Genomic DNA, 18,252 nt, shown 5'->3' with positions numbered 1-18,252 from the left:
CTAGCATTACAGTTGCACGTTTCTTCGAAGGTGTGCCTGCCTTGCTGCGGCTTGATGAGCCCTTCGCCACATCGACCAAGCGATAATATAAGCCGGTTCAATCTGACGTTGGGCCAGCCGATTGGCGATGCGTCGGATCTCCTGAATTGACCAGCGGATCAGCTTGGGTTCCTTGGCAGCCTGCGCATCGTTTTTTTGGGCGGTTCGACATTTGCGTGATGGCGAATGGTAGCCATCATGGCGAAGGCCAGCATGACCAGCGATACATGGCGGTGCCACCCGTGCCAGGAACGGGTCTCGTTGTGATCGAGGCCGAGTTCATTCTTTGCGGTCTCGAAGCTGTCCTCGATTGCCCAGCGATGCCCTTCGACACGCACCAGTGTTTCCATGCCCGTGCCCTCCGGACACCATGTGGTGAAGAACGCCAACTCGCCATCGGAGATATTGCGTCGGATCAGCAGGCCCCGGGTCCATACGCCGCTGAGATCAGCATTGAATTCGCCAGCATCGAGATCGGCGAGATCAAGGTAGGCCCAGTCGTGAAGCCGCTCGCCCTTGGTGCCCGCGCCGGCCGAAAGACGCTGCCAAGCCTCGGGCGGCAAGTCTTCCGCGATGCTCCCGGCCGTCCCGCTGACGGCATAGGCTTTCCCCCAGGAATTGAAGGCGTGCTTGGAACTGACACCCAGGACATAGCCTTTTCCAGCGCGGCGCAGTACTATTTCGATATCGCCAACGCCATAGACGCTGTCGGCGGCCACCCAGGAAAATGGAACCTTGGTCGAGAGCACGCGCTCGATCATGCTGCGGGCGATGGCAGGTTTAGTGGCGAACTCCACCGCCTCGGGCACATGGGCCCGGCTTCGTCTGACCGGGGCTTCAGCCCATGCTTTCGGCAGATAGAGGGCCCGATCGATAAAAGCATGTCCGTGCTGCGAGACGTAGCTGGCGAAGACGCCGATCTGGCAATTGGTGATCTTTCCTGCCGACCCCGTATATTGGCGCGCGACCCCACAGGAGGCGTGGCCCTGCTTCAAAAAACCGGTTTCATCGATCACCAGCACCGCCTCGGGATCAGCCAGCGTTTCCACGGCGTAGTCCCGCACAATATCGCGCAGCGCGTCGGCATCCCAATGGCCACGACCCAATATCGCCTGCTGACGCCAGGGGCCCGGATCTCCAGCCGCTTCGGCCCGCATCCAACCCGTCTTGCGCCGTTCCTCACCCAACAAGCCGTCGAGAAACTGACCGGCCGATGCCGCAACCCGTTCCTGCGTAAACAGCGGCCGAATTCGAGCCTTTACTTCACGGAGTGAGGAAGCCCAAAGCTCCAGCGTCTCTTCGACCGACAACCCCGCCATCCATGATCCCTAACTTAGTCATGGTAGCGCATTGATTCAGAGCGGAGAGAAGAATGCAACTGTAATGCTAGCACTACGCTGATCGCAGAAATGCCCGAGATCGGCACCATCACCGGCGAAGAGGCTGCCGCACTCAGTGGATTGGCACCGGTCGCACACGACAGCGGAACTCTTCGTGGGAAACGGGCCATCGCCGGTGGACGCCGTGCCCTGAGGCACGTGATGTTCCAGGCGGCCCTAGTCGCAGCACATCACAACCCGACGCTGAGACACTTCGCAGATCGCCTCCGCAACGCTGGCAAGCCACACAAAGTCATCATCACTGCGGTCGCCAGAAAGCTGGTCACCATCGCGAACGCGCTATGCAAGAACCGCCAGAAATGGGCCGCCCCGGCAACCTGATAGATACAGTTGCTAATCGTGGTCGTGGGGTTCCCGAAGGCTTCAAGGAAGGCGAAGGGGAATTCATCGGCGTCAAAGGGCTTTTCGGCAAGGTCCGTGACGGCCTGTTCGATCTCAACGGCGTTCATTCAGGCCTTCCACGGATTAATCAGTTTGATGCCACAATCGGCGAAATCAGGCATGTTGCGGGTGGCGACCTTCGCCCCAGCCGCCTGCGCGATCGCCGCGATTTGGCAATCGGCATGGGCGATCGGTCGCCCACTGGCACGGCGGCTGGCAGCAATGGCTGCAAAGGCTATCGCTGCCGGGCTGTCGAAGGGCAGAATGCGGTGGGCGAAATCCTCGCGAATGATCTGGTCGATCATTTCGGCCAACCGGTCACGGCGCTTGCCGGCGGGCACGATGGCAACACCGAGGCGCAGTTCGGCTTCGGTGATTGTTGTCAGGTAGACGCCGCTGCCATCGAGGCTTCCAAGCCAGTCAACGACGCGCTTTTCCGGTGCCGGACGCAGAAGCTCCGACACGACATTGGTATCGAGGATGATCATTGGCCAAAGACAGGCGGTTCGCGCAGCGCGTCACGGGCGGGAATGTCCAGATCGACGCCGCCTGTGCACGCCACGCGCGCGCGCAGACTGCGGGCCAGGTTCAACGGCGGGCGCAGATCACCGACCACTTCGCGCAAGATTTCACGGGCTTCTTCTTCCATCGACCGCCCATGCTCGGCCGCGCGCACCCGGAGGCGGCGCTTGATGCCATCATCGAGATTTCGAATCGTAATGCTCGCCACCTGCCTGCTCCGAATTTAGACTTGGGCAAGATAGAAGATGATTGCATTGCAATCAACTCGATTGTCTCTGTGCGATGGCTGGACTGGTCTCGGAAAAGTGCCTTGTTCTTGAGAGTAGGAGGGCGATCAGGCGGACGGACAGCCGTCGTGCGCATTTCACGCAGGAACGACAGCCTTAGTGGCTTGGTCTGCGAATGTCTGGTCTGCTGCTTTCGCTGCGGCCGACATGCTGCGCTGCCGCAAGTCAGCGTTCCGCCCAACCAGCAATAAGTCGGGAGGAAAATCGGCGGTTCAATCGGTGATGCGATCACAACTCGTGCCCATGTTCCTTGCTGCGCCGGTTTTGTTTTTCGTCAACCTCCTGCTCGGCCATCTTCTGACTGACCTGCCTGGTCTGAGCGAGGGTTATGCCGACCGACTGATGGGCTTCGCCCGCCGCTGCCACAGCCCGCACGATAGCCCGACGCTGACCCGCATCAGGGAAATCGATGGCCAGGCCGTTGGTGTCACCCGCCGCGATCCGCGACATGGCGTTTTCACCATAACGTTCGCGGAAATCGGCACCAAAGCGCGCAGCGTGCTCGTCATTCTGGAACTCCACCTTGCCATGCTGGGCGTGCGCATCGGCCATTGCAGACAGGGTGCGGGTGAGCCTGTCGTTCTGAACCTCCTGCTCGATCGGCACCGCGCGGGAAATCGTGCGGGCCGCGGCGGCAAAGAAGGTATCTACCAGCTCGGCCGCCCTACTCCGCCCTTCCTCGGAGGAAAGATCGATCTTCTTCGCGTCGGCCACAGCCAGAATATCGGCCTTGATCCATTCGCGCTCCTGCCAGGCATTCGCGGCTCCGGTCTCCATCCTGGACTGGATCACGCTCGGATCGAGACCTGCCTTCTCTGCGGCTGCGCCAATCTGTGCTGTCATTTCCTTCGAGCCATCAGGCCCGATAACCTTGTGCTTGCCCTCGACGGTAATGCGATCACCGTCCATCTGCGCCTGATAGACCGGCGTGCGCGGGGCGTGGTGCATCAACTGAGCGCCGCGATTATCGCCCAGATCACGCACGATTTCCGAGGCGATGCCATATAGTTCTTTACGCATTTCGCGTTGCTCCTGCACGGGCAGGCGCGAAATGTCCTTCTCGCTTTCATCCAGCCAGTTCCCGAAGGCATTGGCCAGATCGCCGCGATTGCGGATGGTTTCTGCGTCCATGACGATCTCCTGATTTCGGTGATTGATGATGCCGCCCTGCTCAAGCAGGTCGGCCGCGGCTTCGATCTTCTGCGCCAAGTCCTCATCGCTGATAAGCGTGGCAATGACTGCAAGGCTGCGCAGCGTTTCGATATTGCGCTGGATATGATCAAGCGCATCGCTGAGCGCCCTGCCCTGCCGGCGAGCCTCAATAGGCTCACGGCCTTCACGCGCAGCGCGCTCGATCTCGGCCCGTGACGGCCCATAGGTCAGAACGCCACGATCCAGGCGGCTACTCTTGTCCAGAAACATGCCCTGGCTGCCGGCGATTTCCACCAGGCGTTCCTTCATAAAATCGAGGTTGAAAGCGTGGTCCTTCGCCATGAAGAACCAGTCGCCGTTCTCCAGGCCCCTATTGTTCACGACGACATGGACATGCCGGTTGACGCGATCCGTGTGCAGGGCCGCGACATAGGCCCATTCCTCGCCGTCCGAATGCAGCCCGGACTGGAACATCTCCATGCACCATTCCTCGACCACCGTCCGGGCGCGCTCCCCGCTCACATCGAAAGGGAAAGACACCAGCAGATGCGTAGTATGGCCATTCTTCGGATCGCCGGTCCATTCGTCAGACCACTGATCGACGATGGCCTTGCGCTGATCCCCGTCCAGCGTCCGGGCGCGTGGGTCCAGATCGGCCATGTTCCCGAACACAGCCGCCGCCTTCGAGAACAGGTAATCAAGCTGATTGCCAAGCTGCTTTCCGGTATGGGTGCCGCCATTATGGATCTTCTTCAGCACCGCCGCACTCGATCCCTGGGCAACGCGCCACAGGCCCGCCGCGCGCCCGGAAACCTTGGGTTTCGGCGTCATGAACCTGTCGAACTCGCGCGCAACCTCGGCCTGCTGAAACGCCAGCATACCCGCCCCACCCTGCCAGATCGGAAATTCGATCTCGCCGATGAGCGCCTTTGCGAGGCCGCCCCGGTTCATGCCTCACCCTCGACAAAGGCTTTGAATAGTCGCACTCCGCGTCGGCGCTGCTCGCTGACCACCGCCTGAAGGAAGGTCCGGACCTTCGGCATGGTGAGCCGCAAATCGTCCAAGGCGTGCATCTGACCCTTCGCCAGCTTGATCTTCCTGGTATTCGCGGCGAAGGCAATCTGGTTGATGTTCACGCCGATCTTATGCAGTTCGTGCTTGATCGCTTCAAGTTCCGCCGCCTGCTCGGCCGGAAATTCGAGCATCCCGACGCTTGAACGCAGCAAGGTGCGCAGCACTTCCGACCTGCTGTCCGTGCCAAGAACATCCTTCAGCCGGTCCAGCTGCTGCAATTCTTCAGGCGAGAGGCGCACCGCAACGGCGCTGCCATAGGTCGTTGTCGCCTCTGACTGGCGCAGTTTGAGGGCCTTCTCCTTCTTGATCGCCTCCGGCTCGGCCCCGACAGCATCGGCCACCGCCGAAACAGACCCGCCAGCTTTCAGTTGCCGGATTGCCCCTGCTTTCTGGTCTTTCGTCAGCGATTTTCGCGCCATCAACATTCTCCTGGCGATGGCCGCGAGACGTTTTGTAAACATTCCGCATTTCCTGCCACTTCCCCATATGTGCCAGAGTAACCCAAGATCGCGAGCATAATAAACAAAAATCGCAACCAAGGGTTGCGCCCGCTGTCGCGAAAGCCGGGATGCTCGGTGCGGCACATATGGTCCGTTTGCTTCAATGAAAAACAGCGCCGGCACGCCGGCACCGCTGCAGGCGCCAATCTGGCGCCGTCTCACCTGACAGAAAGAATTCAGGTGTTGATCCGCAGTCCCGCTATGGCGATCCTCTCAATCGATAAGCCATCGCGTTGCCGCGACCTGAGTCCTCACGCAGGGCTTGTCCGAAGAGCCGGAACTGCCGCCTGCAGGTCGGCGGTGCCGCAAGCCCCAAAACGGTATAGAGGCCCCTGCCCTTTGGCCGGCACCGATGCGTTCGAAACCGAAGCCGTGGCAGATTAAGACCAGGACAGAAGATCGTGCGCCTCCGGCGCAGGGCAATCGGCCAGAAGAAGTTTAGGGGCGTTGCCCCTCGCTCTGGCAAGGGGAATCGACAGAACCGGGTCCTCGCCGCTGACGCGGCTGCGGGCCGCACCACTTCCGCCGATTCCCCGTGCCACAGCTACCCCCAGTCTCGGCGACGGCCAGACCCCGAAAACGAATGTTTTCGGGGCTGTCCCAATTGCGGAGTGCCCATACCGGTGGAGGGGAAAATGGACGATGCTGCTGGACGGGATTGCAAGGAGATGAGCTCAGGACTGCGCCTGTCGCGTGTTGCGGAACTGATCGATGCGATCCATGCATGCCATCCTGACGATGCCGAGCATGTGCTATCGGTCATCCTGGAGGAATGGCAGACCGGGGCACCCATGCCGCCCTTACTTGATGCCATGGATGATGCGGAGTTCTGGGCCAACACCGCGACATTCGAGGATCTGCGTGCGGTGTTCCTGGCAGCAGGGCAGAAGCTGGCGCGTTATCCGCTCGGGCCGCACGGACGGATCCGCATGATCCACAGATTGATGGCTGGTCTGAGTGACGATAAACGGCAAGAGATCAGCTGCGCGATCTCGGCAGAACGCGATCAGGGGTGAAGGCGTTGCGGGTTACGAAGCCGGGATGGGCCCGGACGGGCTCGTTCGCGGATGACCAGCTGTCAACTGCAGACCCGTCGATGGCAGTCGGTGCAATCGCTCGGTTGAAAGGCAGGTTCAGGCGGCGGCCAGATAGCCGCGCCGCATCTTTGCCCGGATCAGTTCGGTCGCTGCGCCCTCCGCCAATGACATCGATGCATAGCAGATAACCCGGCCTTGCCCCCTGCCCCCGACCCTGCCCCAACGGCGCTCGACGATAATGTCACCGAAGAGATCGAACAGGATCTCCACCCGGTAGAACCGGGCCATGTTCTGATCGGGATCGATTCGGTAGAGCAACTGACAGGACATGCGAACCTCCTGTCTTGAAAATGGGCCGGGCGCCAGGCACTGTCCAATCAGAAAGCTGAATCAATCCTTCAAAACAGATTCAGGACTTTGATGATCCAAGGTCCGCGCTATGGGGCCATACTTGGGGCCGTGAGCACCGCCCGGTTCAGCTAAGCCGGCCTTCATCATCGACAAGTTGCAGTCGCGACGGGCTACCGGATGTCCAGACCCAGAGGACGAGATTCAGATCTGCCGTACTTGCCCCCTTTGCGAAAGAGCGAACCTGCATCCCGAAACATCCAGCGGCCCTGAGCCGCTCTGCCAATACCTGGGTCGGCGCCATCCCCTTGGCCAGCATGCGCGTGCGCCAATCATCTGCCGCAAGGTCAGCCATACTCAATCCGTACCTTGCCAGTTCTGCAGCATCGGTCGCATCGAATATCGGATCGATATCGGCCTCGTAGGCGACAAGCGTCGTCGGCTGCAGCGTTCCGACCTGGTTTGCCTCGCGAAGGGCGGTGATGACCGATTGCGACGTGTAGAGCGCAGGCATGCCCTTGGGATTGAAGCGCCCACCATGTTTCCGCGCGCCCTCCCCCGACAACGGGTCACGGGCGTAGATCGGATTCAGCGCCCGATAAAGCAGTCCTTGATAACGCATTTGACCTCAGGCGTGGACGCCTGCATCGACGGCATCGATATAGTCCATGACCGCCTCAGCCTGCCCATCGCGCACCAATTGCATGGCGGTCAGGCCACTAAATCCCGGCAGCGGTTCCGACCGGTACCAGGCATAGGCGATCAGGGCCGAACCGAAGCGCGGTTCGACCCGGTTCAGGATCTCAACCATCTCGCGAAGGCGTTTCTGGGTTTTCGGACTTTGCACCCGGTCGGCCCGCATCAAGGCGTCACGCCCAAGGCCGACGGTCCGCGCGACTTCATCCTTCGTCGTGCGCAGGATTTCGGCGATACGGGCCGGGGCAAAGAGACCACCTTCGGCAAAGGACTCGATCTGCATGATAAGCTCCACTTATATTGACGTCATATAGCGTCATTATGCGCGGCAATCAAGACCGCGAATGCCTTCCGATGCACCATCACGCCGCCTGCCCACTGAGCCTGCCATAGAAGCTGCGCTCGAGATGCAACTCCCCTGCCCCGGCTTTTTCGACCATGCCACGCAGGTATCCACCCGGAGAGGCAACTTCGCCCGCACAATGCTTCTCGAAAACAAGCGCCAGCGCCGCTGACGCAACCTGTTTGCCCAAACGATCCTGAGCCACGTTCCAGGCATGCTCGGACACTCCGATCATCGGCCTGAGTTGACCGGCAACCCGGTGCAGATCGCCCCAATCCTTCAGGAAACCACCCAGATTGCGGGCCCAAGACGCGAATTCCGGACAAGCCTGCATAACGGTGGGTAGATCCAGCGCCGCTCGCTTCTTGCGCACTTTGGCCACCCACTCTTCCAATTCCCTATCAACCTGATCTTCGGGCTGAGCATTTGGCACCAAGGCTGCGACTTCCTCATCTTCTGAGGAATTACTGATTACAGGATTAAGTTGGGTTGTAATTAGTATATGAGGGTCGGAAATGACCTCCTTGGGGTTCATTTCTTGAGTCTTCTTGGCGCCTTGTGGCGTAGTTTGAGGCGTGTTTTCCACAGGAACGGTGGCCCCAGTTGCCTTGACATAGGCGGCTTCGACCCGCGCTTGGAGTTCCTTGAACCAGCCCAGCACGCGCGCAAGCTGGTCAGAAGCTTCATGAGGGCGCGGAAGCCGGTCCAGAAGTTCCTCGAAGAGCCTCGTGAACTGCGTCCAAGGCCCGCGCAGTGCGCAGCTGATGGCCGCCTCGATACGCGCACGGATCATTCGGCGCGCGACGGTGATCTGGCGCTTCAGACGTTTGCAGAGCTCGCGTTCGGCCTGCAATTTGGCATTAAGCTCCTCGAACTCCTCGACCCGGGCCGCGAGTGGCGACAGATCGAAGCCATAAGCTTCGACGATGCGCCCTTCTGCGTCCCTGTGTCCCCACCGTTTGCCGTTGGAGCTGTCCTGGAAGGAGATCACGCCAATCTCGGACAGACGCCGCGCATAGCGCTTGAGCGCGGAGAGCGAAAAACCCGTCTGCTCCATCAGGTAGGCATTCGATGCCCAGACGATCGGGCGCTGCCCTTCCTCCCAGTCCTGGGACTGGGTAAACGCCCCCAGCGTGTCGAGGAGCATCAAGTCTCCGGCCTTGAGCCCAATATATGCACCCACCCGCTTCACGGCCACGAAGGCCCGCGTTTTGGGTACAGCTACCTGTTCACCGGCTTGGGCAAGTTGCTCTGCAACGCCAAGACCCGGTGTCGGCTTGCGCCAACCTGTATGTTTCATGCCTGTTTCTCGCCTCCTGTTATGTGGAGGCAAAAGAAAGCCGTTCGCCAAAGTGGCGTTCTTGTTGACAGTGATTCGCGGGAGAGATATCCTCTAAGCGACCAAACTTTTCAGATTAGCTCTCAGGCCACGCTGCTTAGGGGGCTTTTCTTTTGCCTAGATCATTGTTCTGACTGCTCCTCTTTCGTCACGAGGAATTCATCGTACAGCTGATCAAGCCGACCCGAGAGAAAGTCCCCGAACTCGGTTGAATCTTGTGCCGTAAGTGAAATGCTGAATGCTTTTCCGGACCGACCGATGACGCCTTTGATGCGGCCTTTGCCTGCGGTCCAGGTTCGTTTCTTGGGCGTGGCACGCGTTCTTCGGCCCTTCGGCGCCCTGCCCGCTCCTGCTAGCTTGCTGTGCAGGAACTCGAAGCGAGAATCGCTGTCGAGACCCTTAAATCCGTCAAACTCCAAAGCTCCCTTGAGTATCTTCTCATTCTCGGGCTCCGAAGTCAGCTTTTTGAAATCCTCCCAACGATCACGCCCGATCTGCTTTGCAGGGCCAATCTGTTCGATCACGTGCCGCGGGACGTTCTGCGCCACTGACAACATGCGCGAAAGCAAAGTACCATCTATGGTCAGGGCGGACTGGATCACATCCTTTTCTTGCCCCAAATCCAAGAGGCTCTTTGCAAATAGGGCCTTCTCAATAAAAGAGAGATCTGCGCGCGAAGTGTTTTCTTGCCCTTGAGCAAGAATGTGGGCCACATCGTCCATCGGTTTCACAACGGCGCGAACCTTACGGCTGAGCGCCGATGCAACACGCACGCGGCGATGCCCAAAGACTATCATATAGCGACCATCCGCTTCCGGATGCGGTCTGAGCAATACTGGCGTGTCCTGGCGACCGGCTGCGATCGATGCCTTCAGTTCGTCGAAAGCAACGTCGTCATCACTAAGCCGATCCGAAACGAATGACACATCGATCAAATGCGGTTCGATCTCGACAATGGTTTCGCCTTCCAGGAGACGCTTAGAGTTCTCCGCAAGGCTATCAATCGAAACCTTCATCGATTTCGAAGCGCCGCGCATTGCGTATCCGGAGCGACCGGAATCCTTGGGCTGCTCCGGCGAGCCGGCCATGACGCTCTTCAAAAGGTCTTTGCGAGCCATCAAGCCATCTCCTTTTTGTCAGAATCCATTCGACGTGCAGCGCACATTTCGACAGTTGCACGGCTGTCAAAACTTGCGCTCTGCACGGCTGTCAAAACCACAGTCATTCTCGCCCCCAAGCCTTGTGGATCAGTTCGGCGATTTCGTCGTTCACATCATTCAAAGACGTGACTGCGCGGTCGTAAGTAGTCCGCACGAACTGCGACCGCTCAACTTCGTAAAGCGTCTGCTTGGTGATCCCGGCGTCGGAGATCGCCGTTGATTTCAGTACAGGGGCTGAAAGCAATTGACTTGGAAACATCGCCTGGAGGAACCCGACCATCTGCTTTTGAGGGCCGTCCGTTGGTTCAAAACGCGTTACGAGGTAACGGAACCACTTAAGGCGCATGTTTGCTCCTGCATCACGGATCGTCTTCATGATCCCGCCCAGCATCAAGAGAAACTGGCTCATCGACATGACGTCCAGCATCTGAGGATGGACTGTCACAATCACAGAAGAGGAAGCCGTCAGAGCAGTGAGGGTGAGGTAGCCAAGCTGAGGAGGGCAATCGATTACGACTACGTCATAGCGGTCATCAACCTCGCTAAGCGCCTTCGATATACGAGTGAAGAAGGAACGGCCCTCATGGGGATCGCTGCTCGTCAAAGCAACCGGGGTATCGTATTCGTACTCTTGAAGCTCGAGACTTGCCGGAACGATATCCAGGTTGGGGAAGTTTGTTGGCCGGATCACCTCGGTGATCGGCTTGCGCTCGTCATCATACCGAAGTGTTTCGTAGAGCGAAGGCACGTCGTCAAGTTCGGGCTGAATGCCGTGCAATGCTGTGAGCGAGGCTTGAGGGTCCAAGTCGATCGCAAGAACTCGATGACCTTTCAACGCCAAGTGCTGCGCGAGGTGGGCGGCGGTAGTGGTCTTTCCGGAACCCCCTTTGAAGTTCACGACAGACACAACGTGCAGTTCTTCGCCAGGCTGTCGATATGGGACATAGCGGCGCTTTCCGGGGCGACCGAACTTGTCGAAATAAGCTCTCAGTTCCAGCATCTGCTCGGCCGAGTAGCTGCGCCTCCCGGAAGACGATGTTTCAGGTTCAGGACCTTTGCCTTCGAGATGAAGCTTCTTAATGGTCGACTGGGTCACGCCTATATAGTAGGCAACTTCGGCCAATGAAAACTGACGTAGACCTTTTTGGGCGTCCGGCGGATACTGTTCCTGCCGCAACATATTGAGGCGGTCGGAAATCAACTCTCCTTGCTGCATGATGATCTCGTCGAAGGGTTGATCCTTCGTATCAGCCGCAAAAGACCGTTCTCGCATCCGCCTGCCCTCTAAATATCGCTTTTTCAGCGATTTCGCTCATTAAAGTGTCATCTACACTGAAAAACAAGGCTTAACAACGATTTTCGTCCGGCGGTTTGATCTTGCCCAATCCGCCAACTGACCTAGATGTCGCGACAATCTGTTGCGACCGGGGAAAATTGCTACACTATACCTAGGGAAAGCTGTCATATGCTCGGATGGGCAGTCGAGTTGCTCTTCGCGTCAATTACATCGTAATGATTTGTTATTATTTTATTTTTCTTCGCTGCACGGCTGTCAAAATGCGAGAGGCTTGAAGCGTTCAGAACGCTAGGAGCCCAAGAACAGTCTCCTCCGAAACGGATTGCGTCGGCATCGCCTTGCGCCCATCAGTGATCAGTCGCTTCCATCAAGCGCACGCACCTCCGCGCGCCAACATGCAGGCAATGCATGTCAGTGCGAAGGGAAACAGCGGGAATCGACTGGGTTGCCCCAGCTGATTCTTTGCGTCACGCGGCTGCTTTCGGCACCAAAGAGACGATCGAATGAAGATAGAGATCATCTTGGCTGTCAGCCCTTCCGAAATAGGCGCTGAAACCGAAGTCCCGGATGGCCGGCATGAAACAGCCGGCATCGGTTACCGATCAGATGAGCGCGCCAGCGGGGCAGGGCGCAGGCTGCCGTTGGACCGGACATGCAACATCAAGGCCGCGCGGAACGCAGGAATGGCGCAGCTGAGCGAATGTCAATCGGGCTGAAACCGCTCAAGCAAATCCGTGGCCGGGTTATCCTCGATCTCGACATCGGCATAGTATTTCTGCGCCTGCGCCGGATCGCGGTGCAGCGACAGCTGCATTGCGGCGGCCAGTGGCGCGCCATCCAGCGCGGCCTGCGTCAGAAACCCGGACCTCAGCCCGTGCGGGCTGGCGAAACCGGGTGGATAGCCGGCCAGCTCCAGCCGATGCCCGACGATTTCGCGGAACCCGCCGGGTGTCAGGCGACGTTTCAGCACCCGATCGGCCTGGCTGATCGGACGGAAGAGCGGCCCGCCGGTGATCCCGGCGGCCTCGATCCAGGCCAGCACCGAGCGTGCCGGAAACCCTTTCAGCGGCAGCCAGGGAGCCTGATCGGGCGTGGTAGTCTTGGTGTGCAAGAGGCGAATGCGGATCAGCCCGCGCTCCGCCATTGGCCGGGCGTCGATATCGTCGAGATTCAACGCCGTGACCTCGGAGCGCCGGCGCCCGCCGCTGGCCCAGGCCAGCGCCAGGGCGGCGTGATCTCGCAGGTCGCGCCTCGCGCCGGTGCGGCAGGTCGCCAGCATCGCCCTCAGCACCTCGCGAGTGATCGGGTTTTCGGACTTGCGCTCGCGCGGCCGGGCTGCGGCCCGCCGCGCCTTGATGCGGGCTTCCTTGATCAGCGGCGCGTCAAAGGGAGAGCGAAGGTTCTTCATCCGGTGGAAGGCGCGCCAGCTGGCGATGCGTCTATCCAGTGTCGACGGGGCAGGGGCGGCGTATCCGCGCCTCAGTCCCGCGGCCACCAGAGCCTCGGCTGCCTCACGGGCCGGCCCGGTGGCGTCGCGCAAATCCCGCGCATGATCGAGGATGAAGCGCAGCGCCACCGCTTCTTCCTCGGGCCAGGCGAGTGTGGCACCGAAGGCCGCGGCCTTCCAGGCGCCGATATAGGCCAGGTCCTGTTCATAGGCGCGAAGCGTGTTCTCGGCCGTGCCACGGCGAAAGAGTTCGGCCAGGGCGTCCTGGTCGGCGGGCGTCAGCGAGGCGGGAAGGGGCAGGGGTTGAAGTCGTGACATCCGGTTGCTATCATTGATAACGAACTGATGGAGAACCAGCCATGGCACAGCTGATCGTGCGGGATGTCGACGAAACCACGGCGCAGGCCCTGCGGCTGCGCGCGGCTGCCAATGGCCGCTCGGTCGAGGCCGAGCACCGGATGCTCTTGCGCGAGGTGCTGGGCACGCCCGGCCAGTCCGAGGACTTCGCAGCGGCGGCGGCCCGGTTGCGGGCCCGCCTCGATCGCGGCACCGACAGCGCGGCGCTGGTGCGCGCGGGACGGGACGCGCGCGCGTGAGCGACGCCGTTGCCGGTCCCGTCTCCGGACCCTGTGTGGTCGATGCCAGCACTGCGCTGAAATGGGTGCTGCAGGAAGAGGGCAGTGAAGCTGCCGTCACGCTGCTCGACGGACGGCCACTTTACGCGCCGGCCCTGATCTTCGTCGAGGTCGCGAATGCGCTGTGGTCGGCCGTACGGCGGCAGCGACTGCTGCCGGAAGAGGCGGCCGATGCCCTCGACCTGATCACCCGGGCGCCGCTGCGCCAGGGAGCAGAGGACGCCTCGCTGGCGCAGCGGGCGCTGCAGCTGTCGCTGCTCCTGGATCATCCGGTCTATGACTGCAGCTATCTCGCTCTGGCGATGCGGCAGGAGGTGCCGGTGGTGACCGCGGATCGCCGCTTTGTCCGGGCCGCGGCGGCGGTGCCCGAGGCCGCGCCCTTCGTTCGTCTGCTGGGCGATCCCGCGGCGCATTGAGGCTCTCCCTGACCGGTTTCTCCGCCCGTGATAGCGGAATGTTAGTCCTTCTTCAACACTGTCGATAATGGTTCCTTATCGGGAATAATAGCCACTTCGTTAAAACACTTGAGTGAACCGCAGGACAGGTTCATGCTGCGGATATGACGAAATGTACCCTTCCATACATGGACGGCATCGAAGGCGTCTCGCTGCCCTCGATCTACGATCCAGCCCCGCCGAACGACGATCCCCGGGCCCCGCCTGAGTTCGACGATGACGGGGAGGGGGATTTCCCGCCCTTGCCGCACGCGGACCGCAGGCCCCTGATCGATCCGTCGGCCTGGCGGAAAGCCCAGGGCGATTGCGCCCTGGAGCTGGCCCGGGCGGCGATGGCGGTGGGCCGCCTGGACGCGCTGGTGGCCGCGATGGGCCCGGGGATGGGGCAGGGGGCAATCGCCCGGCTGGCGCTCTCGGAAACCACCGAACTGCTTTGGACTGCTGGCACCCCTGTGCCGGCCGACGAGCTGGCCCGGGATCTCGCCGAGGCCCGGGCCGGGACTGATCTTGCCGCCCTGCAGCAGGGACGATGGGCCATGCGGCGGCTGGCAGGGCAGGGAGACACGACGGACCTGCGCAGTTTCCTCGGCCTGCACCGGGTGCAGTCCGACGATGCGCCACGCGATGCGCTCGGCCTGCGCTTGCAGGGCGAGGACTTCGATGCGGAAGCGAGGGGGTTTCAGGAGAGAATGGCGGGAATGCAGGATCTGCACCCGATCGCCCAGGGCGCCTTCGCCCGCACCGCCTGGGCGCTGACGGATCTTTCCCCTGAGGGCGATCTGCTCGAGGGCGCGGCGTGGTCTGCCCGAACCATGGCCGCCGACTGCCTGACCCTGCCGTTCGCGCCGCTCGGCCGGGCCGGGCGGCGGGTCCTGCGGCGCGGGGGCCCTCCGGAGGCCCGGCTCCGCGATCACTGCGTTGCCGTCACCGACGCTGCAACGGCGTCACGGCAGGACCTCTTGCGGCTGCAGGGCTGGGCCGAACGCGCGGCCCGGATGACGGCCGCGATCAAGGGATACGATCCGGGAAAGATCATCGCCGCGCTGATCACGCATCCCCAGGCGTTGACGGCCACCATCGAGACCACCGCCGGGATCAGCCGCGATACTGCCGAACGCCTGCTGACCCGGATGCAGGCAATGGGCCTCGTCCGTGAAATCACCGGAACCCGGCGGTTCCGGATCTGGAGTGCTCTGATGATGTGACCGTTCCCCTCTGCGTATTTGCAGACCAACCTTGGCACACATATGCCGTCGTTGGGCGGTCACGTTATCAGAGCCCTACCTGGTCCTGAAGCTCGACGATCCGAGCTTCGCGCATCCGATCTACGCCAACCTCTTAAGAACAAGCAGGGGCCGGCCTTGCGGGCGATCAGATGCACCTTCGGAAACTGGATTTTTGCAAGCGCTAACGGCTGGGTGCAGGAACGGCCAGCAGAATTATCGGGCGCATGTCGTTCTCGACGATGGGGCGCAGGAGTTTTTCACCAAGGCTATAATAGAGGGCTTGCCGGGTGTGACGGCGCGCTCTCAGAAAGCTCAGACCTCGCCCTCACCGAGAAAAAAGCGCAGCATCTCGGCACTCGCATCGGGGCCTTGTGGATCGGTGTACGACCCATTGGGCCGCCCGCCCGACCAGGCATGCGCAAGGCCCTCGATGCGCCAGCTTTCGAGCACCCTTTCGCCATTCGTGGAGGTGGCGATATGCAGGCGATAGGAACGTCCGCCTGCGACGCCGCGGCCGTCGGACTCGATTGTCTGCGAAACGCCGTCGAGCGCCTGACGTTCAAGCGCGTCGGCATTCGACGGATGCACGGTGGCATCCTGGGTGCCGTGAAACAGTATCCATCGCTGATGCCGGGCATGGGCCGGGCAATGGGACACCGCCGGCGGCAGGGTTTCGCCCCGACCTGCCATAGCGGCAAAAGCCGATCCGACATCTCGCGCCGCGCCATGCGGCAGGCCAGAGTGAACACCTACTGCCGCAAAGACATCGGGATAGGTCCGGCCGAGGATCGCGGCCATGGCGCCGCCGGCCGACAGGCCTGCCACAAAGCAATTCTCGCCGGTAACGGTGAATTCCGTGCAAACCTGGCGTGCAATCCCGGCGATGATCTCGGGTTCACCCCTTCCTCTTTGCTGGTCTTCGGGGTTGAACCAGCACCAGCAGGATTGCGCATTGTCGCCACGGGATTGCTGGGGGTAGATCATAACCAGCCTGTGCAACTCGGCCAGCTCGTTCATGCCTGTGCCGGCCGCGAAATCCTCGGCGGTCTGGGTGCAGCCATGCAGCATTACGACGACGCCGGCAATACCACCGGCGGCCGAGGCGGGAACATATGTGCGGTAGTGCCTCCTGCCAGCCGCGCATGTGTGGATAACGGAACGGAACTGCGCGCCATCGGGGATTGGCAGCGGAGGCTGTTGCGGTTCGGATGACGGGTTGCCAATTCCGCGCAGCAGCGCGCCCAAATCCGGCAACCGGCCGGCAGGCTGAAGCTGGCCGGTCGCGGGAAGCAGCCCGTGCTGGGCAAGCGTGCGGCGAACGAGGTCATTGGCGGCGGAGCTGTGGGCAGCGCGCAGGCCATCCCGCACCGGGCGCTTCGCGCCGGCGTCAAATCTTATCATGGTCTTGATTTCCCTTACTGTGCGCTACCGAATTCGGTCGGCAAGCGCCTCTTTGATGTCCGCGCTTGCCTGCAAAGCCCCAAGCACGGTGATCGAGCCGATGGTCGCGCGCGCAAGCTCCGGGCTCACATCCGCGCCGATCCGCGCCAGACCGACGACACGGACATGGAGGACTTCGCCCTTGTCGCGCAGCGACTCCAGCTCTGCCCGGCCATAGTCACGCAATCCCAGTTCCATCGTATGCCGTTCGATCGTCCTGGTGACCGCATCGCCCTGCGTCTCAAGCTGATTGCGGATCGCTGTGCGGATGAAATCGCTGCGGTTGCCGTAAAAACCTTCCTGCACAAGCAGGTCGATGCGTCCCAGATCGACAAATCAGCCGTGCCTCGGGCAAATTTCGCCAATATTTGACCGGCATTTCCGACTTCATGGCCTTCACATGAAGGCGCGCGGGGTTGAAGATATTTGAAAAATAGGTTGCCCACAAAGCCTCAGCCGCATCAGCGGGAATGTCTGGCTTTTCAGCAGGGGGGCCGAACGACAGCTTTGCGTTGCTGAAATGCGCAACGCCCTGAGGCGTTGCGATCGGGTCAGGATTCATAACCAATAGATGACGAGAGCCGCGAGGGCGATGGCTGAGAGGAACACCTTGGGGCATCGGTCATAGCGGGTCGCGACGCGCCTCCAGTCCTTGAGCCTGCCGAACATGATCTCGATGCGGTTACGCCGCTTGTATCTCCGCTTATCGTATTTGATCGGCGTCTTGCGTTTCTTCCGGCCTGGGATGCAGGCACGTATCCCCTTGTCCTGCAACGCTTCTCTGAACCAGTCAGCGTCATAGCCACGATCCCCGAGTAGCCATTTGACGTTTGGCAGGCCACTCAGCAGGGCACGAGCGCCGATATAATCGCTGACCTGTCCAGCGGTGACGAACAGGTCGATCGGTCGCCCCTGACTGTCGCAGATGGCGTGCAGCTTGGTGTTCATACCGCCTTTGGTTCGACCGATCAGGCGACCACGCCCCCCTTTTTGGCGGCCATGCTGGTCGCCGTTCGATGGGCCTTGAGGTATGTTGCGTCGATCATCACGGTCGTTTTCTCGCCGTGTTCCGCCGCCAGCCCGGCCATCATCCGCGCGAAGATGCCCTTTTCGCTCCAACGCTTCCACCGGCTGTAGAGCGTCTTATGTGGGCCATACGCGGCGGGCGCATCGCGCCAACGCAAGCCATTGCGATTGATGAAAATAATCCCGCTCAGCACCCGTCTGTCATCAACCCGGGGCTTCCCGTGCGACCTGGGAAAGAAGGGAGCCAGGCGCGCCATCTGCGCGTCGGTCAGCCAGAAGAGATCGCTCATGTCACCGCTCCGTTTTCGGAGGCGTGAATCACGCAGCGAAACAGAAATCAATGCATCCTGACCCTAGCATTACAGTTGCACGTTTCTTCGAAGGTGTGCCTGCCTTGCTGCGGCTTGATGAGCCCTTCGCCACATCGACCAAGCGATAATATAAGCCG

The 18,252-nt window shown here is 60.9% G+C and carries 21 protein-coding genes and 3 pseudogenes; 7 read left to right on the top strand and 17 right to left on the bottom strand.

Annotated features, from left to right (window positions below; all coding sequences use genetic code 11):
- Nucleotides 1-158: 158 nt before the first annotated feature.
- Complete coding sequence (locus H1S04_RS12675; RefSeq protein WP_181745920.1) at nucleotides 159-1,358, bottom strand: IS701 family transposase; 1,200 nt, start codon at nucleotides 1,356-1,358, stop codon at nucleotides 159-161.
- 90 nt (nucleotides 1,359-1,448) lie between these two features.
- Between H1S04_RS12675 and H1S04_RS18970 the strand changes: the two are divergent.
- Nucleotides 1,449-1,574, top strand: a pseudogene (locus tag H1S04_RS18970) (transposase); the annotation flags it as partial.
- A gap of 35 nt (nucleotides 1,575-1,609) precedes the next feature.
- Here H1S04_RS18970 and H1S04_RS18775 read toward each other — a convergent pair.
- From H1S04_RS18775 to mobC, 5 genes are all read right to left on the bottom strand, one after another.
- Nucleotides 1,610-1,888 carry a hypothetical protein gene (locus H1S04_RS18775; RefSeq protein WP_255435606.1) on the bottom strand — a complete coding sequence of 93 codons (279 nt, stop codon included), beginning with the start codon at nucleotides 1,886-1,888 and terminating at the stop codon, nucleotides 1,610-1,612.
- On the bottom strand, nucleotides 1,889-2,308 hold the full coding sequence (locus H1S04_RS12665; protein WP_181745918.1) for a type II toxin-antitoxin system VapC family toxin: 420 nt from the start codon (nucleotides 2,306-2,308) through the stop codon (nucleotides 1,889-1,891).
- The gene (locus H1S04_RS12660; RefSeq protein ID WP_181745917.1) at nucleotides 2,305-2,550 is read right to left on the bottom strand and encodes a plasmid stabilization protein; all 246 of its coding nucleotides are present in this window, start codon (nucleotides 2,548-2,550) and stop codon (nucleotides 2,305-2,307) included. The genes H1S04_RS12665 and H1S04_RS12660 overlap by 4 nt, the downstream gene beginning before the upstream one ends.
- Nucleotides 2,551-2,857: 307 nt before the next feature.
- Entirely contained in the window at nucleotides 2,858-4,660 is a 1,803-nt protein-coding gene (locus H1S04_RS12655; RefSeq protein ID WP_220185226.1) for a relaxase/mobilization nuclease domain-containing protein, read from the bottom strand.
- Between the two features lie 68 nt (nucleotides 4,661-4,728).
- Entirely contained in the window at nucleotides 4,729-5,316 is a 588-nt protein-coding gene (gene mobC, locus H1S04_RS12650; RefSeq protein WP_181745915.1) for a plasmid mobilization relaxosome protein MobC, read from the bottom strand.
- A gap of 674 nt (nucleotides 5,317-5,990) precedes the next feature.
- On the opposite strand from mobC, the gene H1S04_RS12645 reads away from it, so the two are divergent.
- Complete coding sequence (locus H1S04_RS12645) at nucleotides 5,991-6,371, top strand: hypothetical protein (protein ID WP_181745914.1); 381 nt, start codon at nucleotides 5,991-5,993, stop codon at nucleotides 6,369-6,371.
- Between the two features lie 117 nt (nucleotides 6,372-6,488).
- On the opposite strand, the gene H1S04_RS12640 is transcribed toward H1S04_RS12645, so the two are convergent.
- The 6 genes from H1S04_RS12640 to repA form a co-directional block, all read right to left on the bottom strand.
- The gene (locus tag H1S04_RS12640) at nucleotides 6,489-6,722 is read right to left on the bottom strand and encodes a WGR domain-containing protein (protein ID WP_181745913.1); all 234 of its coding nucleotides are present in this window, start codon (nucleotides 6,720-6,722) and stop codon (nucleotides 6,489-6,491) included.
- Nucleotides 6,723-6,867: 145 nt separating this feature from the next.
- The gene (locus tag H1S04_RS12635; protein ID WP_036743535.1) at nucleotides 6,868-7,362 is read right to left on the bottom strand and encodes an RES family NAD+ phosphorylase; all 495 of its coding nucleotides are present in this window, start codon (nucleotides 7,360-7,362) and stop codon (nucleotides 6,868-6,870) included.
- 6 nt (nucleotides 7,363-7,368) lie between these two features.
- Nucleotides 7,369-7,719: an antitoxin Xre/MbcA/ParS toxin-binding domain-containing protein gene (locus H1S04_RS12630; protein WP_036743537.1), complete on the bottom strand. Its 351-nt coding sequence runs from the start codon at nucleotides 7,717-7,719 to the stop codon at nucleotides 7,369-7,371.
- A gap of 79 nt (nucleotides 7,720-7,798) precedes the next feature.
- The gene (gene repC, locus H1S04_RS12625; RefSeq protein WP_181745912.1) at nucleotides 7,799-9,079 is read right to left on the bottom strand and encodes a plasmid replication protein RepC; all 1,281 of its coding nucleotides are present in this window, start codon (nucleotides 9,077-9,079) and stop codon (nucleotides 7,799-7,801) included.
- 161 nt (nucleotides 9,080-9,240) lie between these two features.
- Nucleotides 9,241-10,236: a plasmid partitioning protein RepB gene (gene repB, locus H1S04_RS12620; protein WP_101754829.1), complete on the bottom strand. Its 996-nt coding sequence runs from the start codon at nucleotides 10,234-10,236 to the stop codon at nucleotides 9,241-9,243.
- 103 nt (nucleotides 10,237-10,339) lie between these two features.
- Nucleotides 10,340-11,551: a plasmid partitioning protein RepA gene (gene repA / locus H1S04_RS12615; RefSeq protein WP_181745911.1), complete on the bottom strand. Its 1,212-nt coding sequence runs from the start codon at nucleotides 11,549-11,551 to the stop codon at nucleotides 10,340-10,342.
- A gap of 527 nt (nucleotides 11,552-12,078) precedes the next feature.
- On the opposite strand from repA, the gene H1S04_RS12610 reads away from it, so the two are divergent.
- Entirely contained in the window at nucleotides 12,079-12,291 is a 213-nt protein-coding gene (locus tag H1S04_RS12610) for a hypothetical protein (RefSeq protein WP_181745910.1), read from the top strand.
- On the opposite strand, the gene H1S04_RS12605 is transcribed toward H1S04_RS12610, so the two are convergent.
- Nucleotides 12,279-13,340, bottom strand: a complete 1,062-nt coding sequence (locus H1S04_RS12605) for a tyrosine-type recombinase/integrase (RefSeq protein WP_181745909.1) — start codon at nucleotides 13,338-13,340, stop codon at nucleotides 12,279-12,281. The genes H1S04_RS12610 and H1S04_RS12605 overlap by 13 nt on opposite strands.
- Nucleotides 13,341-13,381: 41 nt before the next feature.
- On the opposite strand from H1S04_RS12605, the gene H1S04_RS12600 reads away from it, so the two are divergent.
- The 4 genes and pseudogenes from H1S04_RS12600 to H1S04_RS18965 form a co-directional block, all read left to right on the top strand.
- Entirely contained in the window at nucleotides 13,382-13,618 is a 237-nt protein-coding gene (locus H1S04_RS12600) for a hypothetical protein (protein ID WP_036743548.1), read from the top strand.
- Complete coding sequence (locus tag H1S04_RS12595; protein WP_181745908.1) at nucleotides 13,615-14,073, top strand: type II toxin-antitoxin system VapC family toxin; 459 nt, start codon at nucleotides 13,615-13,617, stop codon at nucleotides 14,071-14,073. The genes H1S04_RS12600 and H1S04_RS12595 overlap by 4 nt, the downstream gene beginning before the upstream one ends.
- A 167-nt stretch (nucleotides 14,074-14,240) precedes the next feature.
- Nucleotides 14,241-15,317 carry a hypothetical protein gene (locus H1S04_RS12590; RefSeq protein ID WP_181745907.1) on the top strand — a complete coding sequence of 359 codons (1,077 nt, stop codon included), beginning with the start codon at nucleotides 14,241-14,243 and terminating at the stop codon, nucleotides 15,315-15,317.
- Nucleotides 15,318-15,348: 31 nt separating this feature from the next.
- Nucleotides 15,349-15,450: pseudogene (locus tag H1S04_RS18965) on the top strand (DUF736 family protein); the annotation flags it as partial.
- Between the two features lie 200 nt (nucleotides 15,451-15,650).
- Here H1S04_RS18965 and H1S04_RS12585 read toward each other — a convergent pair.
- The 4 genes and pseudogenes from H1S04_RS12585 to H1S04_RS12570 all read right to left on the bottom strand — a co-directional run bounded on the left by H1S04_RS12585 (nucleotide 15,651) and on the right by H1S04_RS12570 (nucleotide 18,094).
- Nucleotides 15,651-16,583, bottom strand: a complete 933-nt coding sequence (locus H1S04_RS12585; RefSeq protein ID WP_366521941.1) for a PHB depolymerase family esterase — start codon at nucleotides 16,581-16,583, stop codon at nucleotides 15,651-15,653.
- 180 nt (nucleotides 16,584-16,763) lie between these two features.
- Nucleotides 16,764-17,111 (bottom strand): annotated as a pseudogene (locus tag H1S04_RS12580) (CopG family transcriptional regulator); the annotation flags it as partial.
- Nucleotides 17,020-17,340: a DUF4130 domain-containing protein gene (locus H1S04_RS18960; protein ID WP_370521531.1), complete on the bottom strand. Its 321-nt coding sequence runs from the start codon at nucleotides 17,338-17,340 to the stop codon at nucleotides 17,020-17,022. The pseudogene H1S04_RS12580 and the gene H1S04_RS18960, both read right to left, overlap by 92 nt.
- A protein-coding gene (locus H1S04_RS12570; RefSeq protein ID WP_101754952.1) for an IS5-like element ISPso2 family transposase occupies nucleotides 17,337-18,094 on the bottom strand; the annotation gives its coding sequence in 2 pieces (ribosomal slippage) (nucleotides 17,337-17,770 and nucleotides 17,770-18,094; 759 coding nt in all). The genes H1S04_RS18960 and H1S04_RS12570 overlap by 4 nt, the downstream gene beginning before the upstream one ends.
- Nucleotides 18,095-18,252 lie beyond the last annotated feature (158 nt).

The organism is Paracoccus sp. S1E-3, assembly GCF_013868135.1.
Taxonomy (GTDB): domain Bacteria; phylum Pseudomonadota; class Alphaproteobacteria; order Rhodobacterales; family Rhodobacteraceae; genus Paracoccus.
The sequence above is the reverse complement of the archived record's forward strand: the minus strand, read 5'-3'. Positions and strand labels throughout refer to the sequence as shown.

Bases quoted from the DNA above. Each gene is read 5' to 3' on its own strand.
- mobC (WP_181745915.1), bottom strand. From the start codon at position 5,316: ATGTTTACAAAACGTCTCGCGGCCATCGCCAGGAGAATGTTGATGGCG.
- H1S04_RS12610 (WP_181745910.1), top strand. From the start codon at position 12,079: ATGAAGATAGAGATCATCTTGGCTGTCAGCCCTTCCGAAATAGGCGCT.
- repA (WP_181745911.1), bottom strand. From the start codon at position 11,551: ATGCGAGAACGGTCTTTTGCGGCTGATACGAAGGATCAACCCTTCGAC.
- H1S04_RS12665 (WP_181745918.1), bottom strand. From the start codon at position 2,308: ATGATCATCCTCGATACCAATGTCGTGTCGGAGCTTCTGCGTCCGGCA.
- H1S04_RS18960 (WP_370521531.1), bottom strand. From the start codon at position 17,340: ATGAATCCTGACCCGATCGCAACGCCTCAGGGCGTTGCGCATTTCAGC.
- H1S04_RS18775 (WP_255435606.1), bottom strand. From the start codon at position 1,888: ATGAACGCCGTTGAGATCGAACAGGCCGTCACGGACCTTGCCGAAAAG.
- H1S04_RS12640 (WP_181745913.1), bottom strand. From the start codon at position 6,722: ATGTCCTGTCAGTTGCTCTACCGAATCGATCCCGATCAGAACATGGCC.
- H1S04_RS12600 (WP_036743548.1), top strand. From the start codon at position 13,382: ATGGCACAGCTGATCGTGCGGGATGTCGACGAAACCACGGCGCAGGCC.
- repB (WP_101754829.1), bottom strand. From the start codon at position 10,236: ATGGCTCGCAAAGACCTTTTGAAGAGCGTCATGGCCGGCTCGCCGGAG.
- repC (WP_181745912.1), bottom strand. From the start codon at position 9,079: ATGAAACATACAGGTTGGCGCAAGCCGACACCGGGTCTTGGCGTTGCA.
- H1S04_RS12590 (WP_181745907.1), top strand. From the start codon at position 14,241: ATGGACGGCATCGAAGGCGTCTCGCTGCCCTCGATCTACGATCCAGCC.
- H1S04_RS12645 (WP_181745914.1), top strand. From the start codon at position 5,991: ATGGACGATGCTGCTGGACGGGATTGCAAGGAGATGAGCTCAGGACTG.
- H1S04_RS12635 (WP_036743535.1), bottom strand. From the start codon at position 7,362: ATGCGTTATCAAGGACTGCTTTATCGGGCGCTGAATCCGATCTACGCC.
- H1S04_RS12630 (WP_036743537.1), bottom strand. From the start codon at position 7,719: ATGCAGATCGAGTCCTTTGCCGAAGGTGGTCTCTTTGCCCCGGCCCGT.
- H1S04_RS12605 (WP_181745909.1), bottom strand. From the start codon at position 13,340: ATGTCACGACTTCAACCCCTGCCCCTTCCCGCCTCGCTGACGCCCGCC.
- H1S04_RS12675 (WP_181745920.1), bottom strand. From the start codon at position 1,358: ATGGCGGGGTTGTCGGTCGAAGAGACGCTGGAGCTTTGGGCTTCCTCA.
- H1S04_RS12655 (WP_220185226.1), bottom strand. From the start codon at position 4,660: ATGCTGGCGTTTCAGCAGGCCGAGGTTGCGCGCGAGTTCGACAGGTTC.